Genomic DNA, 16,558 nt, shown 5'->3' with positions numbered 1-16,558 from the left:
GGACGGGACCGTGACCAGCGCCGCGGTGAGGGTGGCGGCGCACGTGGCGGCGACGACCCCGAGGACGCGTGCTCGGGCAGCTGGGACCGGCATCGGACCTCCCGGGGAGTGCGGCCGCTCCGTCGCGGCCGGGCAGACTTCGTCAAGCTACCGAAGAAACTCTGCCGCGGACAGGGCCCCCGAAACGTGCGAATCGCTTCGCCGGTGCGTCTACCCTTCGGGCGCGGGCGGTGTCGCGCCGATGACGCCCCCGCCGCCGACACCCACGGAGGATCCGTGCCCGACGACGACGTCCGCACGCTGCGGGTCATGACGTACAACCTGCGCGGGCTGCGGCAGGAGGTCGACGCGCTCGTCGACGTCGTCCGCGCCGCCCGCCCCGACGTCCTCGCCGCGCAGGAGCCGCCGCGCCGGCTGCTCGGCCGGTGGCGGCTGCGCCGGTTCGCCGCCCGCACCGGCCTGCGCGTCGCCGTGGCGGGCGGGGGAGCGCGCACCACCGCGCTGCTCGTCGCGCCGCACCGGTCGGTGCGCGACGCGCACGCCGTCCGGATGCCGTGGCGGCCCGGGCTGACCCGGCGCGGCGCGTCGACCGCCCGCGTCGACGGCGTGCGCGTCGTCGTGGTGCACCTCGGCCTTCGCGCCGCCGAGCGCGCCCGCCACGTCGGCCTCGTCTCCGGCCGGCTGCTCGCCGCACGGCACGACGCCGGGGCGCCCGTGCTGGTCGCGGGCGACCTCAACGAGCGTCCCGGCGGGCCGTCGTGGTCCGCGCTGCTCGGTGCCGCCGGGGGGCTGCAGGACGCCGCCGCCACCGTCGGCGCCGACCACCCGACCTACCCCGCCGACGCGCCGCGCGTCCGCATCGACGCCGTCCTCGTCGACGGCCGCATGACCGTGCGGCAGGCGCGGGTCCCCGACGACGCGCCCGTCGGCGTCGCGAGCGACCACCGCCCGCTCGTCGTGGACCTCGCGCTGCCCGCCGCCGGCTGAGGCCGCCGCGCCTGCGACGATGGCGCACGTGAACCCGCCGACCACCCCCGACGCCCCCGTCGTCGACGACGCCCTCGTCGACGCGCTCCGCGACGACCTCGGCGCCGCCGGCTACACCGTCGACCGCGTCGAGACCCTGCTGGGCCCCGTCGCGAACGGCGCGCTGCACCGCGGCGAGGCGGTGCCCGCGCTGCGCGCCACCGCCGGCGTCGACGACCCCGTCGCCACGCTCGTGCGCGCGTTCGTGCTCGGCGCACCCGTCGACGGCACCGCGCTCACGGCGGCGCTGCCCCGGCTCGGCGTCGACGGGGCACGGCGCCTCGGGCTCGTCACCACCGCCGGCGCCGGCGCGGACGACGACGTCCGGGCCGTCGTCGACCTGCGCCCCTACGCCGCGGTCGACGGCGCCGGCGAGGCGGCCTGGTGGGTCGCCTCCGACCTCGGCGAGATCGCCACCGGGCGCGCGCTGCGCACCGACCACGTGCTGGGCGTCGGCGGGGCGTCGGTGACGCTCGCGCAGGCCACCGTCCGCGGGCCGCGCGGCCGCGTGCTCGACCTCGGCACCGGGTGCGGCGTGCAGGCGCTGCACGCGGCGCGCCACGCCCCGGAGGTCGTCGCCACCGACCTGTCCGCGCGGGCGCTCGCGTTCGCCCGGTTCACCACCGCGCTCGCGGGCCTCGGGCCGGACCGGGTCGAGCTGCGGCAGGGGTCGATGCTCGAGCCCGTGGCCGGGGAGACCTTCGACCTCGTCGTCAGCAACCCGCCCTTCGTCATCACCCCGCGCCGTGCCGACGTGCCGGCGTACGACTACCGCGACGGCGGCCGCGCGGGCGACGACCTCGTGCGCGACCTCGTGACCGGGGTCGGCGACGTCCTCGCGCCCGGCGGTGTCGCGCAGCTGCTCGCCAACTGGGAGGTCCGCCGCGGCGAGCGCTGGGACGAGCGCGTCGGGGCCTGGCTCGACGCCGCCGGGCTCGACGCGTGGGTCGTCCGCCGCGACGAGCAGGACCCCGCCGAGTACGCGGAGACGTGGATCCGCGACGGCGGCACCACCCCCGCGGACGGCACCGCGTGGCGCGACCTGTACGGCGCGTGGCTCGACGACCTCGCGTCCCGGGACGTCCACAGCGTCGCGTTCGGCGTCGTCACGCTGCGCCGGCCCGTCACGGGCGCGCCGACGCTGCGCCGGCTCGAGGACCGCGTCGGGCCGGTCCGCCAGCCCCTCGGCCCGGTGCTCGCCGCGGGCCTCGAGGCGCACGACGCGCTCGCGCGCCTCGACGACCGGGACCTCGCCGGCCTGCGGCTGCGCGTCGCGGGCGACGTCACCGAGGAGCGGTACCTGGAGCCGGGCGCGGTCGACCCGAACGTCGTCCTGCTGCGGCAGGGCGGCGGGTTCGGCGTGACGGTCCGCGCCGGCACCGCGCTGGCGGCGTTCGTCGGCGCGTGCGACGGCGAGCTCACCGCCGGCCAGATCGTCGCGGCGCTGGCGTCGCTGCTCGACGTGCCGGCGCAGGACGTCGCGGCCGACGTCCTCCCCGCGGCCCGCGGGTTGGTCGCCGACGGGCTCCTGCTCCTCCCGACCCCCTGACGCGCCGGTCCGGCCGGTCCGGCCGGTCCGGGTCGCCGCGACCCGACCGAGCCGCCGACCCGGTGGTTCTGCAGCATGCGGGGGCCGGGATGCTGCACGGCGGCCGGTTCGCCGGTGGGAACGGGTCGGGGTCGCCGCTTCGGTCGCCGGCCGGCGGATCTGCCGCCCGGCTCGCTGCTGAGCCGCCGACCCGGTGGTTCTGCAGCATGCGGGGGCCGGGATGCTGCACGGCGGCCGGTTCGCCGGTGGGAGCCGGTCGGGGTCGCCGCTTCGGTCGCCGGCCGGCGGATCTGCCGCCCGGCTCGCTGCTGAGGCGCCGACCCGGTGGTTCGGCAGCATGCGGGAGCGCGGGTGCTGCACGACGGCCGGTTCGCAGCGCGGGCGGTCACGTGGGCCGGTCCGGTGGAGTGGCGTCGATCGGTGATCGGTACATCGCCGTCCGGACGGCGGCGAGGGGTCCGGCAGTGGTGACCGGCGTCCTCGGTCGACGTGTGCCGCCGCGGTGAGGCGACCCCAGCCCGCAGTCGGCGCGTCGCGTCCACAGCGCGCGCCACCTGCGCATCGGCCGGCCCCCCGCACGCGGTGCGGTGTCCCCATGGTTCGCCGGCTCCCGCTCCCCGACCGCCTGGTGGCGCACGCGCTCGTGCAGGAAGGGCTCGTGTCGACGCGGCAGTGCGACGCGTCCGGGGTGCCGCGCGGGCACCGCGAGTCGCTCGTCCGCAGCGGCCGGCTCGTCCGTGTGCAGCGGGCGGTGTACGACGTCACGCCCGGGCTGGGCGCGCTCACCGGTGGGCCGCTCGGAGCGGGGCCGGACGGAGCCCGGCGACGCGCGGCGTGGACCGGCCTCCTCGCGGCGGGCCCGACCGCGATCGCCGTCGGCGCGTCCGCGCTCGCGCTGCTCGGCGTCGAGGGGCTTCCGCCGGTCGTCCGCCCGGAGGTCGCGATGCCGGGCGGCAGCCGCCGTCGGCCGCGCGGCTCCGTCGTGGTGCGGTGCTTCGACGCCGGGATGCCCGTGGAGCGTGTCGGCTCGGCACGGGTCGCCGCCCCGGCGTGGGCGGTGGCGCAGGCGGTGTGCGAGCTGGACCGGCGGCACGCCGTCGCGGTGCTCGACTCGGCACTGCTGCGCGGACTCGTCAGCGGCGGCCTCGACGACGTCGACGCCCTGGTCCGCGGCCGGCGCGGCGCGGCGCGCGCGCGGCCGTGGCTGACGCTGGCCGACGGCCGCGCGCAGTCGCCGCTCGAGACGTGGGCGCGCCTGGAGTGCGTCGACGACGGCGTGCCGCCGGACGAGCTGCAGGTGCCGGTGCGGGACGGCCGGGGTCGCGTCGTCGCGCGCGGGGACCTCGGGTGGTGGCTCCGCGACGGGCGGCTGCTCGTCGCGGAGATCGACGGCGCGGGCGTGCACGGCGCCCCGGACGCGCTCTTCGCCGACCGCACGCGCCAGAACGCCCTCGTGGCGGCGGGTGTCGACGTGCTGCGGTTCACGGCACGCGACCTGGCGACCACCGGTGTCGTCTCGTCCGCGGTCCGCACCCACCTGGCGCGCTGACACCCGGGACCGTCCCGCAGGCGACGCGACGAGCCCGTCGTGACCGCGCCGGCCGACCGCCGGCGACGCGCGCCCCTGGAACGCGGCCCGACGCAGGGTGCCGCGGCGCGCCTGCCCGGTGAGGCGGCCGTCGTGCAGCAGCCGGAGGTGCAGGTGCTGCAGAACCGCCGGGTGGCGCCCGTCGGGCGGCGGGTGCGGCGAGGGTCACGACGGCTGGACGCCCTGGTGACGTCGACGCCGGGGAGACGACCTCGGGAGGTCGACACGCCGGGGGGGCGACGACCTCGAGAGGTCGACACGCCGGGGGCGACGACCTCGTGGGGTCGAGACGCCGAGCCGACGACCTCGGGCGGGTCGACGACGTCGGGATGACGAGTCGAGGACGACGCCGTCGCGGCGCCGGGGGGGCGGCGAGGCGGCCGTCGTGCAGCGACGCGGGGTCGCGGTGCTGCAGAAGTGCCGGGTGACCGCGGCGGCGGGGTCCGGCCGTGCGACGGCGAGGTGGCGGACCCCCGGGGACCGGCGCCACGCAGCGGACCGGGGACCCGCGTCCGACGCCGTCGGTAGGCTCGGCCGCGGCCCGGGGCGCGACGCCCGGCGGCTGCGGCCCGCGGGCCGGCGCGGAGCGAGGAGGCGCGATGACGACGCACGACGCGGGGACCACCCCGGCCGTGGCGGTGCTCGGTGGCGGGGTCATGGGCGGCACGCTCGTCGCGGGCCTGCTGCAGGGCGGCTGGTCCGCCGACCGCGTGACCGTGGTGGACCGCGACCCCGCGCGGGTGGCGGCGCTCGCGGCGGAGCACGGTGTCGGCGCGGGCACGGCGTCCGCCGAGGCGGCCGCGCACGCGGACGTCGTCCTCGTCGCGGTGAAGCCCGACGTCGTGCCGGCCGTGCTGGCCGAGGTCGCCCCGGTGCTGCGCCCGGACGCCCTCGTCGTCAGCGTCGCCGCCGGCGTGCCGCTGCGCGTGTACGAGGCCGCGCTGCCTGCGGGCACGCCGGTCGTGCGCGTCATGCCGAACACGCCGGCGCTCGTCGGCAAGGGGGCGAGCGCGATCGCGGCCGGCAGCGCCGCGGGCGACGCGCACCTCGCGCTCGTCGAGCGGGTGCTGGCCGCGACCGGGCTCGTGGTGCGCGTCGCCGAGAAGGACCTCGACGCGGTCACCGCCATCTCGGGCTCGGGGCCGGCGTACGTCTTCTACGTCATCGACGCGCTCGCGGAGGCCGGCGTGCTGCTGGGGCTGACGCGCGACCTGGCGACCCGCCTCGCGGTCGCCACCGTCGAGGGGTCCGCGGCGATGGTCGCGGGCACGGGCGAGCACCCGGCGGTCCTGCGCGAGCGCGTGTCGTCACCGGGCGGCACCACCGTCGCGGGCGTCGCGGCGCTGGACGCGCACGGCGTGCGGGCGGGCCTCGTCGCGGCGGCGCGCGCCGCCGCGGACCGCTCCCGCGAGCTCGCCGGGCCGGCGGCCGGCTGACCGTGGCGGAGGCCCCCGCGCGCCCGCCCGCGATGAGCGACGTCGCGGCGCTCGCGGGCGTGTCGCACCAGACGGTCTCGCGCGTGCTCAACGACCACCCGAGCGTGCGTCCGGAGACGCGCGAGCGGGTCCTCGACGCCATCACGACGCTGGGCTACCGCCGCAACCTCGCGGCGCGCGCGCTCGTGACCCGGCGGACGGGGTCGATCGGCGTCGTCACGCCGGGGTCGGCGCTGTTCGGGCCGACGAGCACGCTCGTCGCGCTGGAGCGCGCCGCGCGGGACGCGGGGCGCTACGTGTCGGTGGCGACGCTGCGCTCGTTCGGCCCGGACGAGGTCGTGCCGGCGGTGGAGCACTTCCTCGCGCAGGGCGTCGACGGGGTCGTCGTGGTGGCGCCGCGCACGGACACGGTGGACGCGGTGGGGTCGGTGCGGGCGCCGGTGCCGGTGGTCGTGGTGTCGTCGGCGCCGGACCTCACCGGGGTGCGGACGGTCGCCGTGGACCAGGCGGCGGGCGCGCGGGCGGCGACCGAGCACCTGCTCGCGGCGGGGCGGCGCACGGTCGTGCACGTCGCCGGCCCGGGGGAGTGGTTCGACGCCCGCGACCGGCTGCGCGGCTGGCGCGACGCGCTCGTCGCGGCGGACGTGCCGGTGCCCGCGCCGCTGCCGGCGGGCTGGTCCGCGGCGGACGGCCACGCCGCCGGCCGCCGTCTCGTCGAGGCGGGTGTGCCGGACGCGGTGTTCGCGGCCAACGACCAGCTGGCGCTCGGCCTGCTGCACGCGTTCCGCGAGGCGGGCGTCCGCGTTCCGGACGACGTCGCTGTGGTCGGGTTCGACGACGAGCCGGGCTCCGCGTACGCGGCACCGCCGCTGACGACGGTGCGGCAGGGGTTCGACGAGCTGGGCGCACGGACGGTCCGGACGCTGGTCGAGGCGCTCGACGGCGGCGGCACCGAGCGAGAGCTCATCGCCCCGGAGCTGGTCGTGCGCGCGAGCGCGCCGTGACGAGACGAGCGCCGGTGCCGCTCGCGACGTCGTGCGGGCCGCCCTGACCGCCGACGGGACCACGCCGACCGCCGAGCGGACCGCGCCGAGTGCCGACGAACCGCGCCGACCGCAGCGCCCGCCCCACGCGCCGCGCCGCCCCTCCGGGACCTCGGACCCCGCAGGCTCTCGCCCCACCCCCGTGTGAGCGCTAACATGGAACCGGCGACGGCGCCCCGCCGCCCGCCCGCCCGCCGTCGCGCCGCCGCGACCGGCACGGTGACCGCCTCGACCGACGGGAGCGACATGGCCGTCGACCCCCAGCCCACCCGCGACCGCGCGGCCACCGACGCGACGCGCCCCGCGCCCGCCCGGGACGTGCGATGACCGCGCCCCTGGACAGAGACGCCGCCCGCGCCGACGTCGACGCCGGCCGCACGTCCCTCGGCATCGAGCTCGGCTCGACCCGCATCAAGGCCAGCCTGGTCGGCCCGGACGGCACGCCGCTCGCGGCCGGCGGGCACGCGTGGGAGAACGACTACGTCGACGGCCTGTGGACGTACTCGCTCGAGGCCGTCTGGTCCGGCCTGCAGGCGTGCGTCGCGGAGCTCCTCGCCGACGTCGAGCAGCGGTACGGCACCCGGCTGGAGACGGTCGGCGCGCTCGGCGTCTCGGCGATGATGCACGGCTACCTGGCGTTCGACGCCGACGGCGAGCTGCTCGTGCCGTTCCGCACGTGGCGCAACACGACGACCGAGCGCGCCGCGACGGCGCTCACCGAGGCGTTCGGGCACAACGTCCCGCTGCGCTGGTCGGTCGCGCACCTGTACCAGGCGGTCCTCGACGAGGAGCCGCACGTCCCGCAGGTCGCGAGCATCACCACGCTCGCGGGCTACGTGCACCGCCGCCTGACCGGCCGGCACGTCCTCGGCGTCGGTGACGCGTCGGGCGTGTTCCCGATCGACGCGGCGACCCGCGGCTACGACGCGCGCATGCTCGCCCGGTTCGACGAGCTGGTCGCCGACCGCGCGCCCGGCCTGCGCCTCGCGGACCTGCTGCCCGAGGTGCTCCTCGCCGGGCAGGAGGCGGGCCGCCTCACGGACGAGGGCGCGGCGCTGCTCGACCCGACCGGCACGCTGCGTCCCGGCGCCCCGCTCTGCCCGCCCGAGGGCGACGCGGGCACCGGCATGGTCGCGACCGCGTCCGTCGCCCCGCGCACGGGCAACGTCAGCGTCGGCACGAGCATCTTCGCGATGGTCGTGCTCGAGGACGCGCTCGCCCGCGTGCACACCGAGATCGACCTCGTCACGACGCCCGCGGGCGACCCGGTGGCGATGGTGCACTGCAACAACGGCGCGAGCGAGCTCGGCGCGTGGGCCGGGGTGTTCGGCGAGCTCGTCGGCGCCCTGGGGCACGACGACGACGCGGACACCGTGTTCGGCGCGCTGCTGCGGGCGGCGCTCGACGGCGACGCGGACGGCGGCGGCCTGCTGGCCTACAACTACCTCGCCGGGGAGCCGGTCACGGGGCTCGCGGAGGGCCGTCCCCTGGTCGTCCGCACACCGGGCAGCCGGCTGACCCTCGCGAACTTCGCCCGCACGCAGGTGTACGGCGCGTTCGGCACCCTCAGCCTGGGCATGCAGGTGCTCGCCGACGAGGGCGTGCGCGTCGACACCCTGTTCGCGCACGGCGGCCTCTTCCGCACCGCGGGGGTCGCGCAGCGGCTGCTCGCGGCGGCGCTCGACGTGCCGGTCGCGGTCGGCCGGACGGCGGGGGAGGGCGGCGCCTGGGGCATCGCCCTGCTCGCGGCCTACCTGACGGCCGCGCGGGAGCAGGACCTCGCCACGTGGCTCGCCGAGCACGTGCTCGCGGGCGCCGACGTCGACGAGGTGGCACCGGACCCCGACGACGTCGCCGGCTACACCGCGTTCCTCGAGCGGTACCGCGCCGGCCTCGCGGTCGAGCGCGCCGCCACCCAGGCGCTGTGACGCGCCGCCGCCGTACCGACCGCCGTACCGACGTGCGCGCCCGACCGGCGCGCGGAGGAGGAGCACGATGAGCCCGTCCCTGGACGCGTACCCCGACGCGGTGCGCGACGCCGTCGCCCGCGCGCGCGAGCGGGTGAGCGCGCTGCACGCCGAGCTGCCCCGCTGGGGGCTCGTCGTGTGGACCGCCGGCAACGTGTCGGAGCGGGTCGTCGTCGACACCGACGCCGGTCCGTCGGAGCGCGACCTGCTCGTCATCAAGCCGTCGGGCGTGACGTACGACGAGCTGAGCCCGGCGGCGATGGTCGTCTGCGACCTCGACGGCGAGCTCGTCGAGGGCACGCGCGCGCCGTCGTCCGACACCGCCGCGCACGCCTACGTGTACCGGCACATGCCGGAGGTCGGCGGCGTCGTGCACACGCACTCGACGTACGCGACGGCGTGGGCGGCGCGCGCGGAGCCGGTGCCGTGCGTCCTGACGATGATGGCCGACGAGTTCGGCGGGGACATCCCCGTCGGTCCGTTCGCGCTCATCGGCGACGACTCCATCGGCCGCGGCATCGTCGAGACGCTGCGGGAGTCGCGCAGCCCGGCGGTGCTCATGCGCAACCACGGCCCGTTCACGATCGGCCGGGACGCGAAGGCCGCGGTGAAGGCCGCGGTCATGGTCGAGGAGGTCGCGCGGACCGTCCACATCAGCCGCCAGCTCGGCGAGCCCCTGCCCATCGCGCAGCAGGACGTCGACTCGCTCTACGCCCGCTACCAGAACGTCTACGGCCAGCGCTGACGCCGGCCGGAACCCGACAGGAGAGACCATGAGCAAGCCCTACGCCGACCGCGAGGTCTGGTTCCTCACCGGCTCGCAGGACCTGTACGGCGAGGAGACCCTCCGCCAGGTCGCCGAGCAGTCGCAGCAGGTCGCCGCGCAGCTCGACGCGTCGGACGACGTGCCGGTGCGCGTCGTCTGGAAGCCGGTGCTCAAGGACTCCGGCGCGATCCGCCGCGCGATGCTCGACGCCAACGCGGACGACCGCGTGCTGGGCGTCGTCACGTGGATGCACACGTTCAGCCCGGCGAAGATGTGGATCACCGGCCTGGACCAGCTGCGCAAGCCGCTGCTGCACCTGCACACGCAGGCGAACGTCGAGCTGCCGTGGGACACGATCGACTTCGACTTCATGAATCTCAACCAGGCCGCGCACGGCGACCGCGAGTACGCGTACATCGCGGCGCGCCTGGGGGTCCCGCGCACGACCGTCGCCGGGCACGTGTCGAACCCCGCGGTGACGCGGCGCGTCGGCACGTGGGTGCGCGCGGCCGCCGCGCGCCGGGCGGTCCAGGAGCTGCGGCTCGTGCGCTTCGGCGACAACATGCGCGACGTCGCGGTCACCGAGGGCGACAAGACCGAGGCGGAGCTGCGGTTCGGCGTCTCGGTCAACACGTGGGGCGTGAACGACCTGGTCGCGGCGGTCGAGGCGGTCGCGGACGCGGACGTCGACACCCTCGTCGCGGAGTACGAGGAGCTGTACGACGTCGTCCCCGAGCTGCGTCGCGACGGTGACCGCCACGAGTCGCTGCGCTACGCGGCCCGCCAGGAGCTGGCCATCGAGGCGTTCCTCACCGCGCGCGGCGCGACGGCGTTCACGACGAACTTCGAGGACCTCGGCGACCTGCGCCAGCTGCCCGGCCTCGCCGTGCAGCGGCTCATGGCCAAGGGCTACGGGTTCGGCGCCGAGGGCGACTGGAAGACGGCCGTCCTCGTGCGCGCCGCGAAGGTCATGGGCGAGGGGCTGCCCGGCGGCGCGTCGCTCATGGAGGACTACACCTACGACCTGACGCCAGGCGCGGAGCGGATCCTCGGCGCGCACATGCTCGAGATCTGCCCGACCCTCACGACGTCGCGCCCGCGCGTGGAGATCCACCCGCTCGGCATCGGCGGCAAGGAGGATCCGGTGCGCATGGTGTTCGACGCGGACGCCGGCCCGGGCGTGGTCGTGTCGCTGGCCGACATGCGCGAGCGGTTCCGCCTCACGGCCAACGTCGTCGACGTCGTGCCGCCGAGCGCGCCGCTGCCGCACCTGCCCGTCGCGCGTGCGGTGTGGGAGCCGCGCCCGGACTTCGCGACGTCGGCGGAGTGCTGGCTGACGGCCGGCGGGGCGCACCACACGGTGCTCTCGACGGCGGTGGGCGTCGAGGCGTTCGAGATGTTCGCCGAGATGACGCGCACCGAGCTGCTGGTGATCGATGAGTCGACGACGCGACGCGGGTTCGCCGCCGAGGTGCGGTGGAACCAGGTGTACCACCGCCTGGCGCAGGGGTTCTGACCGCACCTGGGCGCCGCTGACCTGCGCGAACGGCCCGTCCCGCTGAGCGGGGCGGGCCGTTCTGTCGTGCTCCGGGTGAAAGTGGAGATTAGGTGATACGTCTCAGTGACGCTGACCTGCGACGCTGCTAATCTGTTACGCATCCGCTACAGCACGTCGGAGCGCACGATCAGTGCGCGACGCTCTCAAGGACGCGGAGACACACACCCTCGCGCACGGTTGCGCGCGGGCGCAAGGAGCTCCGTCCCACCACGGGCAGGCGCGGGGCGACACCTGAACCCTTCCTTCGTCGTCGACGCCTGCCCGCGTTCCCGGAGAGCTGATACGTGTCCGTCCACCAGGACCCCTCCCCCCGGTCGCCGCGCGCCCCCCGGCAGCGGCGTCGCGCCACCCTCGCGACGGCCGCCCTCGTGACCGCTGCGCTGCTGGGCACGCCCGCCGCCGCGACGGCCGCGACCGCGCCCGTCGACCCCGCGCCGACGAGCGGCGTCACCGCCACGCCCACCGCGCCGGCCGCCACGAGCCCCGCCGCGGAGCCCGGGCAGGCGCTCGCGGACCGCACCACCCCCCGGCCGACCGTGCCCGACGCCCCGACGCGCAGCGGCTCGCCCCGCGTGCTCTTCCAGCAGGGCGGCGCCCAGCCCGCCGGCACGTCGGCGCCCGCCGCCGCGACCACCCCCGCCGCGACCACCGCGCCCGCTCCCGCCGCCCGTACCGCTGCCGACCTGCGCGCCGTCCCGGGCACGCTGCTCGGCGAGTACGTCGTCCGCGGCGAGCAGCCCAGCGTCGAGGCCGCGACGCAGGCCACCGAGGACGCCCTCGGCCGGCGCCTCGACACGCAGCGCCTCTACCACCGCTGGGACGAGAACCTGCTCGGCCCCGTCGCCACCGGCACGGTGCAGCGCGCGCGCGTCCCGATGCTGTCGATCCTGCCGAAGCTGGGCAACGGGTCGGTCGTGCGCTGGGCGACCATCGCGAGCGGCGGCGTGGACGCGCAGATCCGCACGCACGCCCGGCAGGTCAAGGAGCTGGGCCCGACCGTCTACCTGACGCTGCACCACGAGCCGGACATCGCCGGCACCTCGTTCGGCACCCCCGCCGAGTACGTCGCCGCGTGGCGGCACTACGTCGAGGTGTTCCGGGCGGAGGGCGTCACGAACGTGCTGTGGACGTGGATCTCGACGACCGGCGCGCTCACCCAGCCGAGCACCGACCTCACCGCCAAGGGCTTCTACCCGGGTGACGACGTCGTGGACCGCATCGGCTCCGACACGTACAACTGGTTCGGCTGCCGCGCCGGCAGCACCACCGGCTGGCGCTCGCTCGAGCAGGTGACCGCCGGCCTGCGGACGTTCGCCGCGAACCACGGCAAGCCCGCCGTGCTCGCCGAGTGGGGCTCCGTCGAGGACCCGGCGCAGCCCGACCGCCGCGCCGCGTGGATGCGCGAGGCGTTCGCCTACATCGCGTCGTGGCCCGAGCTGGAGGCCGTCGCCTACTTCGACACCGTCGGCACGTGCGACTGGCGCCTCGGCGACGGCGCCGCCGCGGCGGCGTACCGCGAGGCGGCCGTCCGTCCCGAGATGCGCACGCGTCCGGCCGCGTGGCTCGAGCTGTCCCGCACGCAGGGCGCCGGCACGCTGACCGTCGAGCTGTCCGGGGCCCGCAGCTCCGGCGCGCTGTCCGCCACGGGCACCGGCGTCGCGTCGTGGACGCTCGACCTCGGCGACGGCACGACCCGGTCCGGCACCGGGCAGCCGCCCGCCGCGCTGGGCCACACGTACGGCGTCGGCACGTTCACGCCGACGCTGCGGGTGACGGACGCCCGCGGCCTCACCGCGGTCGACGCGCGCACCGTGACCGTGGCGGCCGCGCCGGCCGTGACCGGCGTCGCCGAGCGCAACGTCACCACCACCGCCGCCGACCTGTTCGCGTGGGTCGACACCAAGGGCGTCCCGGGCACCGTCACCTTCGAGTGGCGTGCCGGGACCACGGTCGTCGGCACCGCGACCGCGGCCACCACCGTCAAGAGCGGCCCGCAGGAGCTGTCCACCACGAAGCCGCGCAACCTCACGCCGGGCACGAAGTACACGTGGACCGTCACCGTCACCACGGGCGCCGGCAGCGCGTCCCGCGAGGACAGCTGGATGACGCCCGGGCCGCCCACGGTCCGCGACGTCGCCCCCGCCTCGGTGGGCAGCACGTCCGCCGTGCTCAAGCTGCGCGTGACCCCGAACGGCGTGGCGACGAACGCGTGGATCGAGTGGGGCACCACCACGACGGACCAGCGCACGCCGACGCTCGCGCTCGGTGCGGTCCAGTACGAGCGCGGTGAGCAGCAGACCGTCTCCGGTCTCAAGCCGCGCACGACGTACCGGTTCCGGGTCGTGGCGGAGAACTCCTACGGCCGCACGGTCGGCCCGGTGCAGACCTTCACGACGAAGAGCTGACCGGGCGCTCCGGGCGGGTGGGTCGTCCCCCGGCTCACCCGTCCGGAGCAACGCGGGGCCGCGCTGCGGTTGCGGCCCCGCGCGCACCCCTCCTACGGTCGGCTGCAGCGGGCGCCGACGGTGACGCCCGACGCACGACTGGGGGGTCTGCGGCACATGGACGTGCACCGGATCGCACGACAAGCGGGGACCTGGTTGGTCCGCGCCGTGCTGACCGCTGCCGCCGCCGTGCTGTTCGTCCTCATCGGCGCCGTCGCGGGCGGCCCCTACGACGCGAAGGCGTCGCCCCACCCGGCCGGTGCGCCGGGTGACGGGCTCGGCGGTCTGCTGGGCGGCGTCACGGCGCCCGTCGGCGCCGTGCTGGAGCCGGTCCTGGAACCGGTCGGCGGCGTCGTCGGGAGCGTCGTGGAGCCCGTCGCGGCCCACGTGGTGGCGCCGGTGACGCAGGCGGTCGCGCCCGTGGTGGCGCCCGTCGCCGCCCCCGTCGCCGAGGTCGTCGCGCCGCCGGTCCGCGAGGTCGTCGCCCCGCCGGTGGCGGCGGTCGTCGAGCCGGTCGCGCCCGTGGTCGCCGACGTGGTGACGCCCGTCGTCGCGGCGGTCACGCCGGTGACGGACGCCGTCGCCCCCGTGACCGACGCGCTGGCGCCCGTGACGGACCCCGTCGCGGGTCTCGTCGGCGGCACCGTCGGCGCCGTGACGGCGCCCCTGCAGCCCGTGCTCGACGGCGTCGCACCGGTGCTCGAGCCGCTCGCGCCGGTCGTCGACGCGCTGCGCCCCGCGGTCGGGGCCCTGCCCGTCCTGCCGCCCGTGCTCGGGCCGGTGCTCCCCGGCGTCGACGCGCCGGTCGGCGACGGCCCCGGTGCGGACGCGCCGGGTGCGGACGTCCCCGGCGCCGCGGTGCCCGGTGCCGGCGCCCCGCCCGCGGCCACCGTCGCCGGCATCCCCGTCGCCCCCGCCGCGCCGGCCGTCGCGCTCGTCGCTCCCGACGCCGACCCCGCCGGCGAGCGTGCCCCGCTCGCGGGGCCGCGTGCCCGCGCCGCGGTCGCGACCGGGCCGGCCCCGGCCACCACCGCCGCGGCGACCACCGCCGCGGACGCCCCCGCCGACGCGCCGCACGACGGCCCGGCCGCCCCGGCGCCCGCCCTGCCGACGGGCGCCGCGACCGGCTCCGGCTCGGCCGCCGGCGCGCCGCGCACGGGCGTCGACGCCGCCCTCCTCGCCTCCGTCGCCCCCGCCGCGCTGCGGGTCGTCGCGACGGTCGCGCCGCACGACCTCGGGCGCCCCGCGGCGCCCGCGCAGGACATCCCGCACACCCCTGCCTGACCGGACCGTCGTCGCCCCGCGCGACGCACGATCCCCGCGCCCCGACGGGCGCCCCGGTCCTTGGCAGAGGAGTTCTTGAGATGCACACGTACCTTCGTCGAGCGCTGCACACCGCGCTCGTGAGCGGTGGCCTCGTGGTCGCCGGGGCCTGCATGGCCCACGCCGCCCCCGCACCGGGGGCCCTCGGGGTCGACGTCGCCGTCGACCTCACGTCGGGCGCCGCCGTCCAGGTGGAGCTCGGCCTCGGTGGCACCGGTGACGCGGGCGGTGCGCCGCTCGTCGCGGTGCCCGTCAGCGTGCCGGTCGACGTGTCGGGGGTCGCCGTGGGCGTCCTCGGCGACGCGGCCGTGGCGCCGCCCGCGGGCGCGCCGGCCGGGACGTCCGGCGGCGACGCAGGTACCGGCACCGGTGCCGGCGCCGGTGCCGGCACGACGCAGGAGGCGCCGGTCGTCTCGGCCCCCGTGGACGTGCCCGTCGACGTCTCGGGCGTGGCGGTCGGGCTGCTGGGCGACGCCGCCGTGGCCGGGGGGCCCGGTGGCGCGCCGACGACGCCCACGCCGCAGGATCAGGGCGACCCGGGGCTCGTCGAGGCGCCGGTGTCGGTGCCCGTCGACGTCTCCGGCGTCGCGCTCGGCGTGCTCGGTGACGCCACGGTGCTGGAGGGGAGCACCGTGGGGTCGCCGACCGGCGGGTCGGACGGGACGGGCGAGGGCGCGTCGGGTGACGGTGCGCTGGTCGAGGCGCCGGTGACGGTGCCGGTGGACGTGTCGGGTGTGGCGCTGGGTGTCCTCGGGGACGCCGCGGTGGTGCAGGGTGGGTCCTCGGGTCCGGCGTCGGGTGCGGCGCCGGGTGGCTCGCCGTCGGGTGACGGTGCGCTGGTCGAGGCGCCGGTGACGGTGCCGGTGAACGTGTCGGGTGTGGCGCTGGGTGTCCTCGGGGATGCCGCGGTGGTGCAGGGCGGGTCCTCGGGTCCGGCGTCGGGTGCGGCGCCGGGTGGCTCGCCGTCGGGTGACGGTGCGCTGGTCGAGGCGCCGGTGACGGTGCCGGTCGACGTGTCCGGCGTGGCTGTCGGCCTGCTCGGTGACGCCGCCGTGACGACGCCCGCGCCGACGACCCCGGCGCCGGCTCCCGGCGCCGACGACGGCACGGCCGGCGACGGGCTCGTCGGCCTGCCGGTGACCGTGCCGGTCGACGTCTCCGGCGTGGCCGTCGGCATCGGGGGCGACGCCACCGTGACCCCGGCGGGCACCGTGCCCCCGGGCGACGGCACGGCGCCCCCGGGTGCCGAGGGGCCGACGGCTCCCGGCACGACCGACCCGGGCACCACCACCCCGGGCACGTCGACCCCCGGTACGTCGACCCCCGGTACGTCGACCCCCGGTACGTCGACCCCCGGTACGTCGCCCCCCGGTACGTCGACCCCCGGTACGTCGACCCCCGGTACGTCGACCCCCGGTACGTCGACCCCCGGCACGTCCACTCCCGGCACGACGACCCCCGGCGTCTCCGTGCCCGGCGCGGCGACCCCCGCCACGGGCGGGACCACCCCGCTCGTCCCGGTGGCGACGCGCACCGTCGTGCCGGCCGGCACGGGTGACACGCTCGCGGCGGTCCGCACGGCGGCCGCCGGCGGACGCACCGTCCTCGCGGCCGGCGTGACGCCGACGGGCACCTCGTCCGCCGCGCCCGCCTCCTCCGCCGCGCTCGCGTCGACCGGTGCGGAGCTGTGGCTCCTGCCCGCGGCGCTCCTGCTGGTGGCGGCGGGCGTGGCGCTGCGCGGGCGCGGGTCGCGCAGCCGCGGCCGCCACGCGGCGTCGACCCTCGTCCTGCCGACGCAGCGCGGGGCGACGGACGCCTCCTGACGGGCGACGTCGGGGGCGGGGCGGCCGGTCCGGCC

General features: G+C 77.9%; 11 protein-coding genes. All 11 read left to right on the top strand.

Annotation, left to right across the window (positions count from 1 at the left end; translation table 11 throughout):
* Positions 1-276: 276 nt before the first annotated feature.
* On the top strand, positions 277-987 hold the full coding sequence (locus ACFUMH_RS14165) for an endonuclease/exonuclease/phosphatase family protein (RefSeq protein ID WP_378206679.1): 711 nt from the start codon (positions 277-279) through the stop codon (positions 985-987).
* 19 nt (positions 988-1,006) lie between these two features.
* Complete coding sequence (locus ACFUMH_RS14160) at positions 1,007-2,575, top strand: methyltransferase (protein WP_378206676.1); 1,569 nt, start codon at positions 1,007-1,009, stop codon at positions 2,573-2,575.
* 595 nt (positions 2,576-3,170) lie between these two features.
* Positions 3,171-4,124 carry a hypothetical protein gene (locus ACFUMH_RS14155; protein ID WP_378206673.1) on the top strand — a complete coding sequence of 318 codons (954 nt, stop codon included), beginning with the start codon at positions 3,171-3,173 and terminating at the stop codon, positions 4,122-4,124.
* Positions 4,125-4,762: 638 nt separating this feature from the next.
* Complete coding sequence (proC, locus tag ACFUMH_RS14150; protein WP_378206670.1) at positions 4,763-5,599, top strand: pyrroline-5-carboxylate reductase; 837 nt, start codon at positions 4,763-4,765, stop codon at positions 5,597-5,599.
* 32 nt (positions 5,600-5,631) lie between these two features.
* On the top strand, positions 5,632-6,603 hold the full coding sequence (locus ACFUMH_RS14145; RefSeq protein ID WP_378206667.1) for a LacI family DNA-binding transcriptional regulator: 972 nt from the start codon (positions 5,632-5,634) through the stop codon (positions 6,601-6,603).
* A gap of 362 nt (positions 6,604-6,965) precedes the next feature.
* Positions 6,966-8,570 (top strand): xylulokinase, encoded by a 1,605-nt coding sequence (locus ACFUMH_RS14140; protein WP_378206664.1) that lies wholly within the window; start codon positions 6,966-6,968, stop codon positions 8,568-8,570.
* 67 nt (positions 8,571-8,637) lie between these two features.
* On the top strand, positions 8,638-9,354 hold the full coding sequence (locus tag ACFUMH_RS14135; RefSeq protein ID WP_378206661.1) for an L-ribulose-5-phosphate 4-epimerase: 717 nt from the start codon (positions 8,638-8,640) through the stop codon (positions 9,352-9,354).
* A 28-nt stretch (positions 9,355-9,382) separates the two neighbouring features.
* Positions 9,383-10,891 (top strand): L-arabinose isomerase, encoded by a 1,509-nt coding sequence (gene araA, locus ACFUMH_RS14130; RefSeq protein WP_378206658.1) that lies wholly within the window; start codon positions 9,383-9,385, stop codon positions 10,889-10,891.
* A 410-nt stretch (positions 10,892-11,301) separates the two neighbouring features.
* Positions 11,302-13,338, top strand: a complete 2,037-nt coding sequence (locus tag ACFUMH_RS14125; RefSeq protein ID WP_378206655.1) for a glycosyl hydrolase — start codon at positions 11,302-11,304, stop codon at positions 13,336-13,338.
* Positions 13,339-13,545: 207 nt separating this feature from the next.
* Positions 13,546-14,661: a hypothetical protein gene (locus tag ACFUMH_RS14120; RefSeq protein WP_378206652.1), complete on the top strand. Its 1,116-nt coding sequence runs from the start codon at positions 13,546-13,548 to the stop codon at positions 14,659-14,661.
* A gap of 119 nt (positions 14,662-14,780) precedes the next feature.
* Positions 14,781-16,523 (top strand): hypothetical protein, encoded by a 1,743-nt coding sequence (locus tag ACFUMH_RS14115; protein WP_378206649.1) that lies wholly within the window; start codon positions 14,781-14,783, stop codon positions 16,521-16,523.
* Positions 16,524-16,558 lie beyond the last annotated feature (35 nt).

It is taken from the genome of Cellulomonas sp. NPDC057328 (assembly GCF_042667215.1).
Classification (GTDB): Bacteria; Actinomycetota; Actinomycetes; order Actinomycetales; family Cellulomonadaceae; genus Cellulomonas.
The sequence above is the reverse complement of the archived record's forward strand: the minus strand, read 5'-3'. Positions and strand labels throughout refer to the sequence as shown.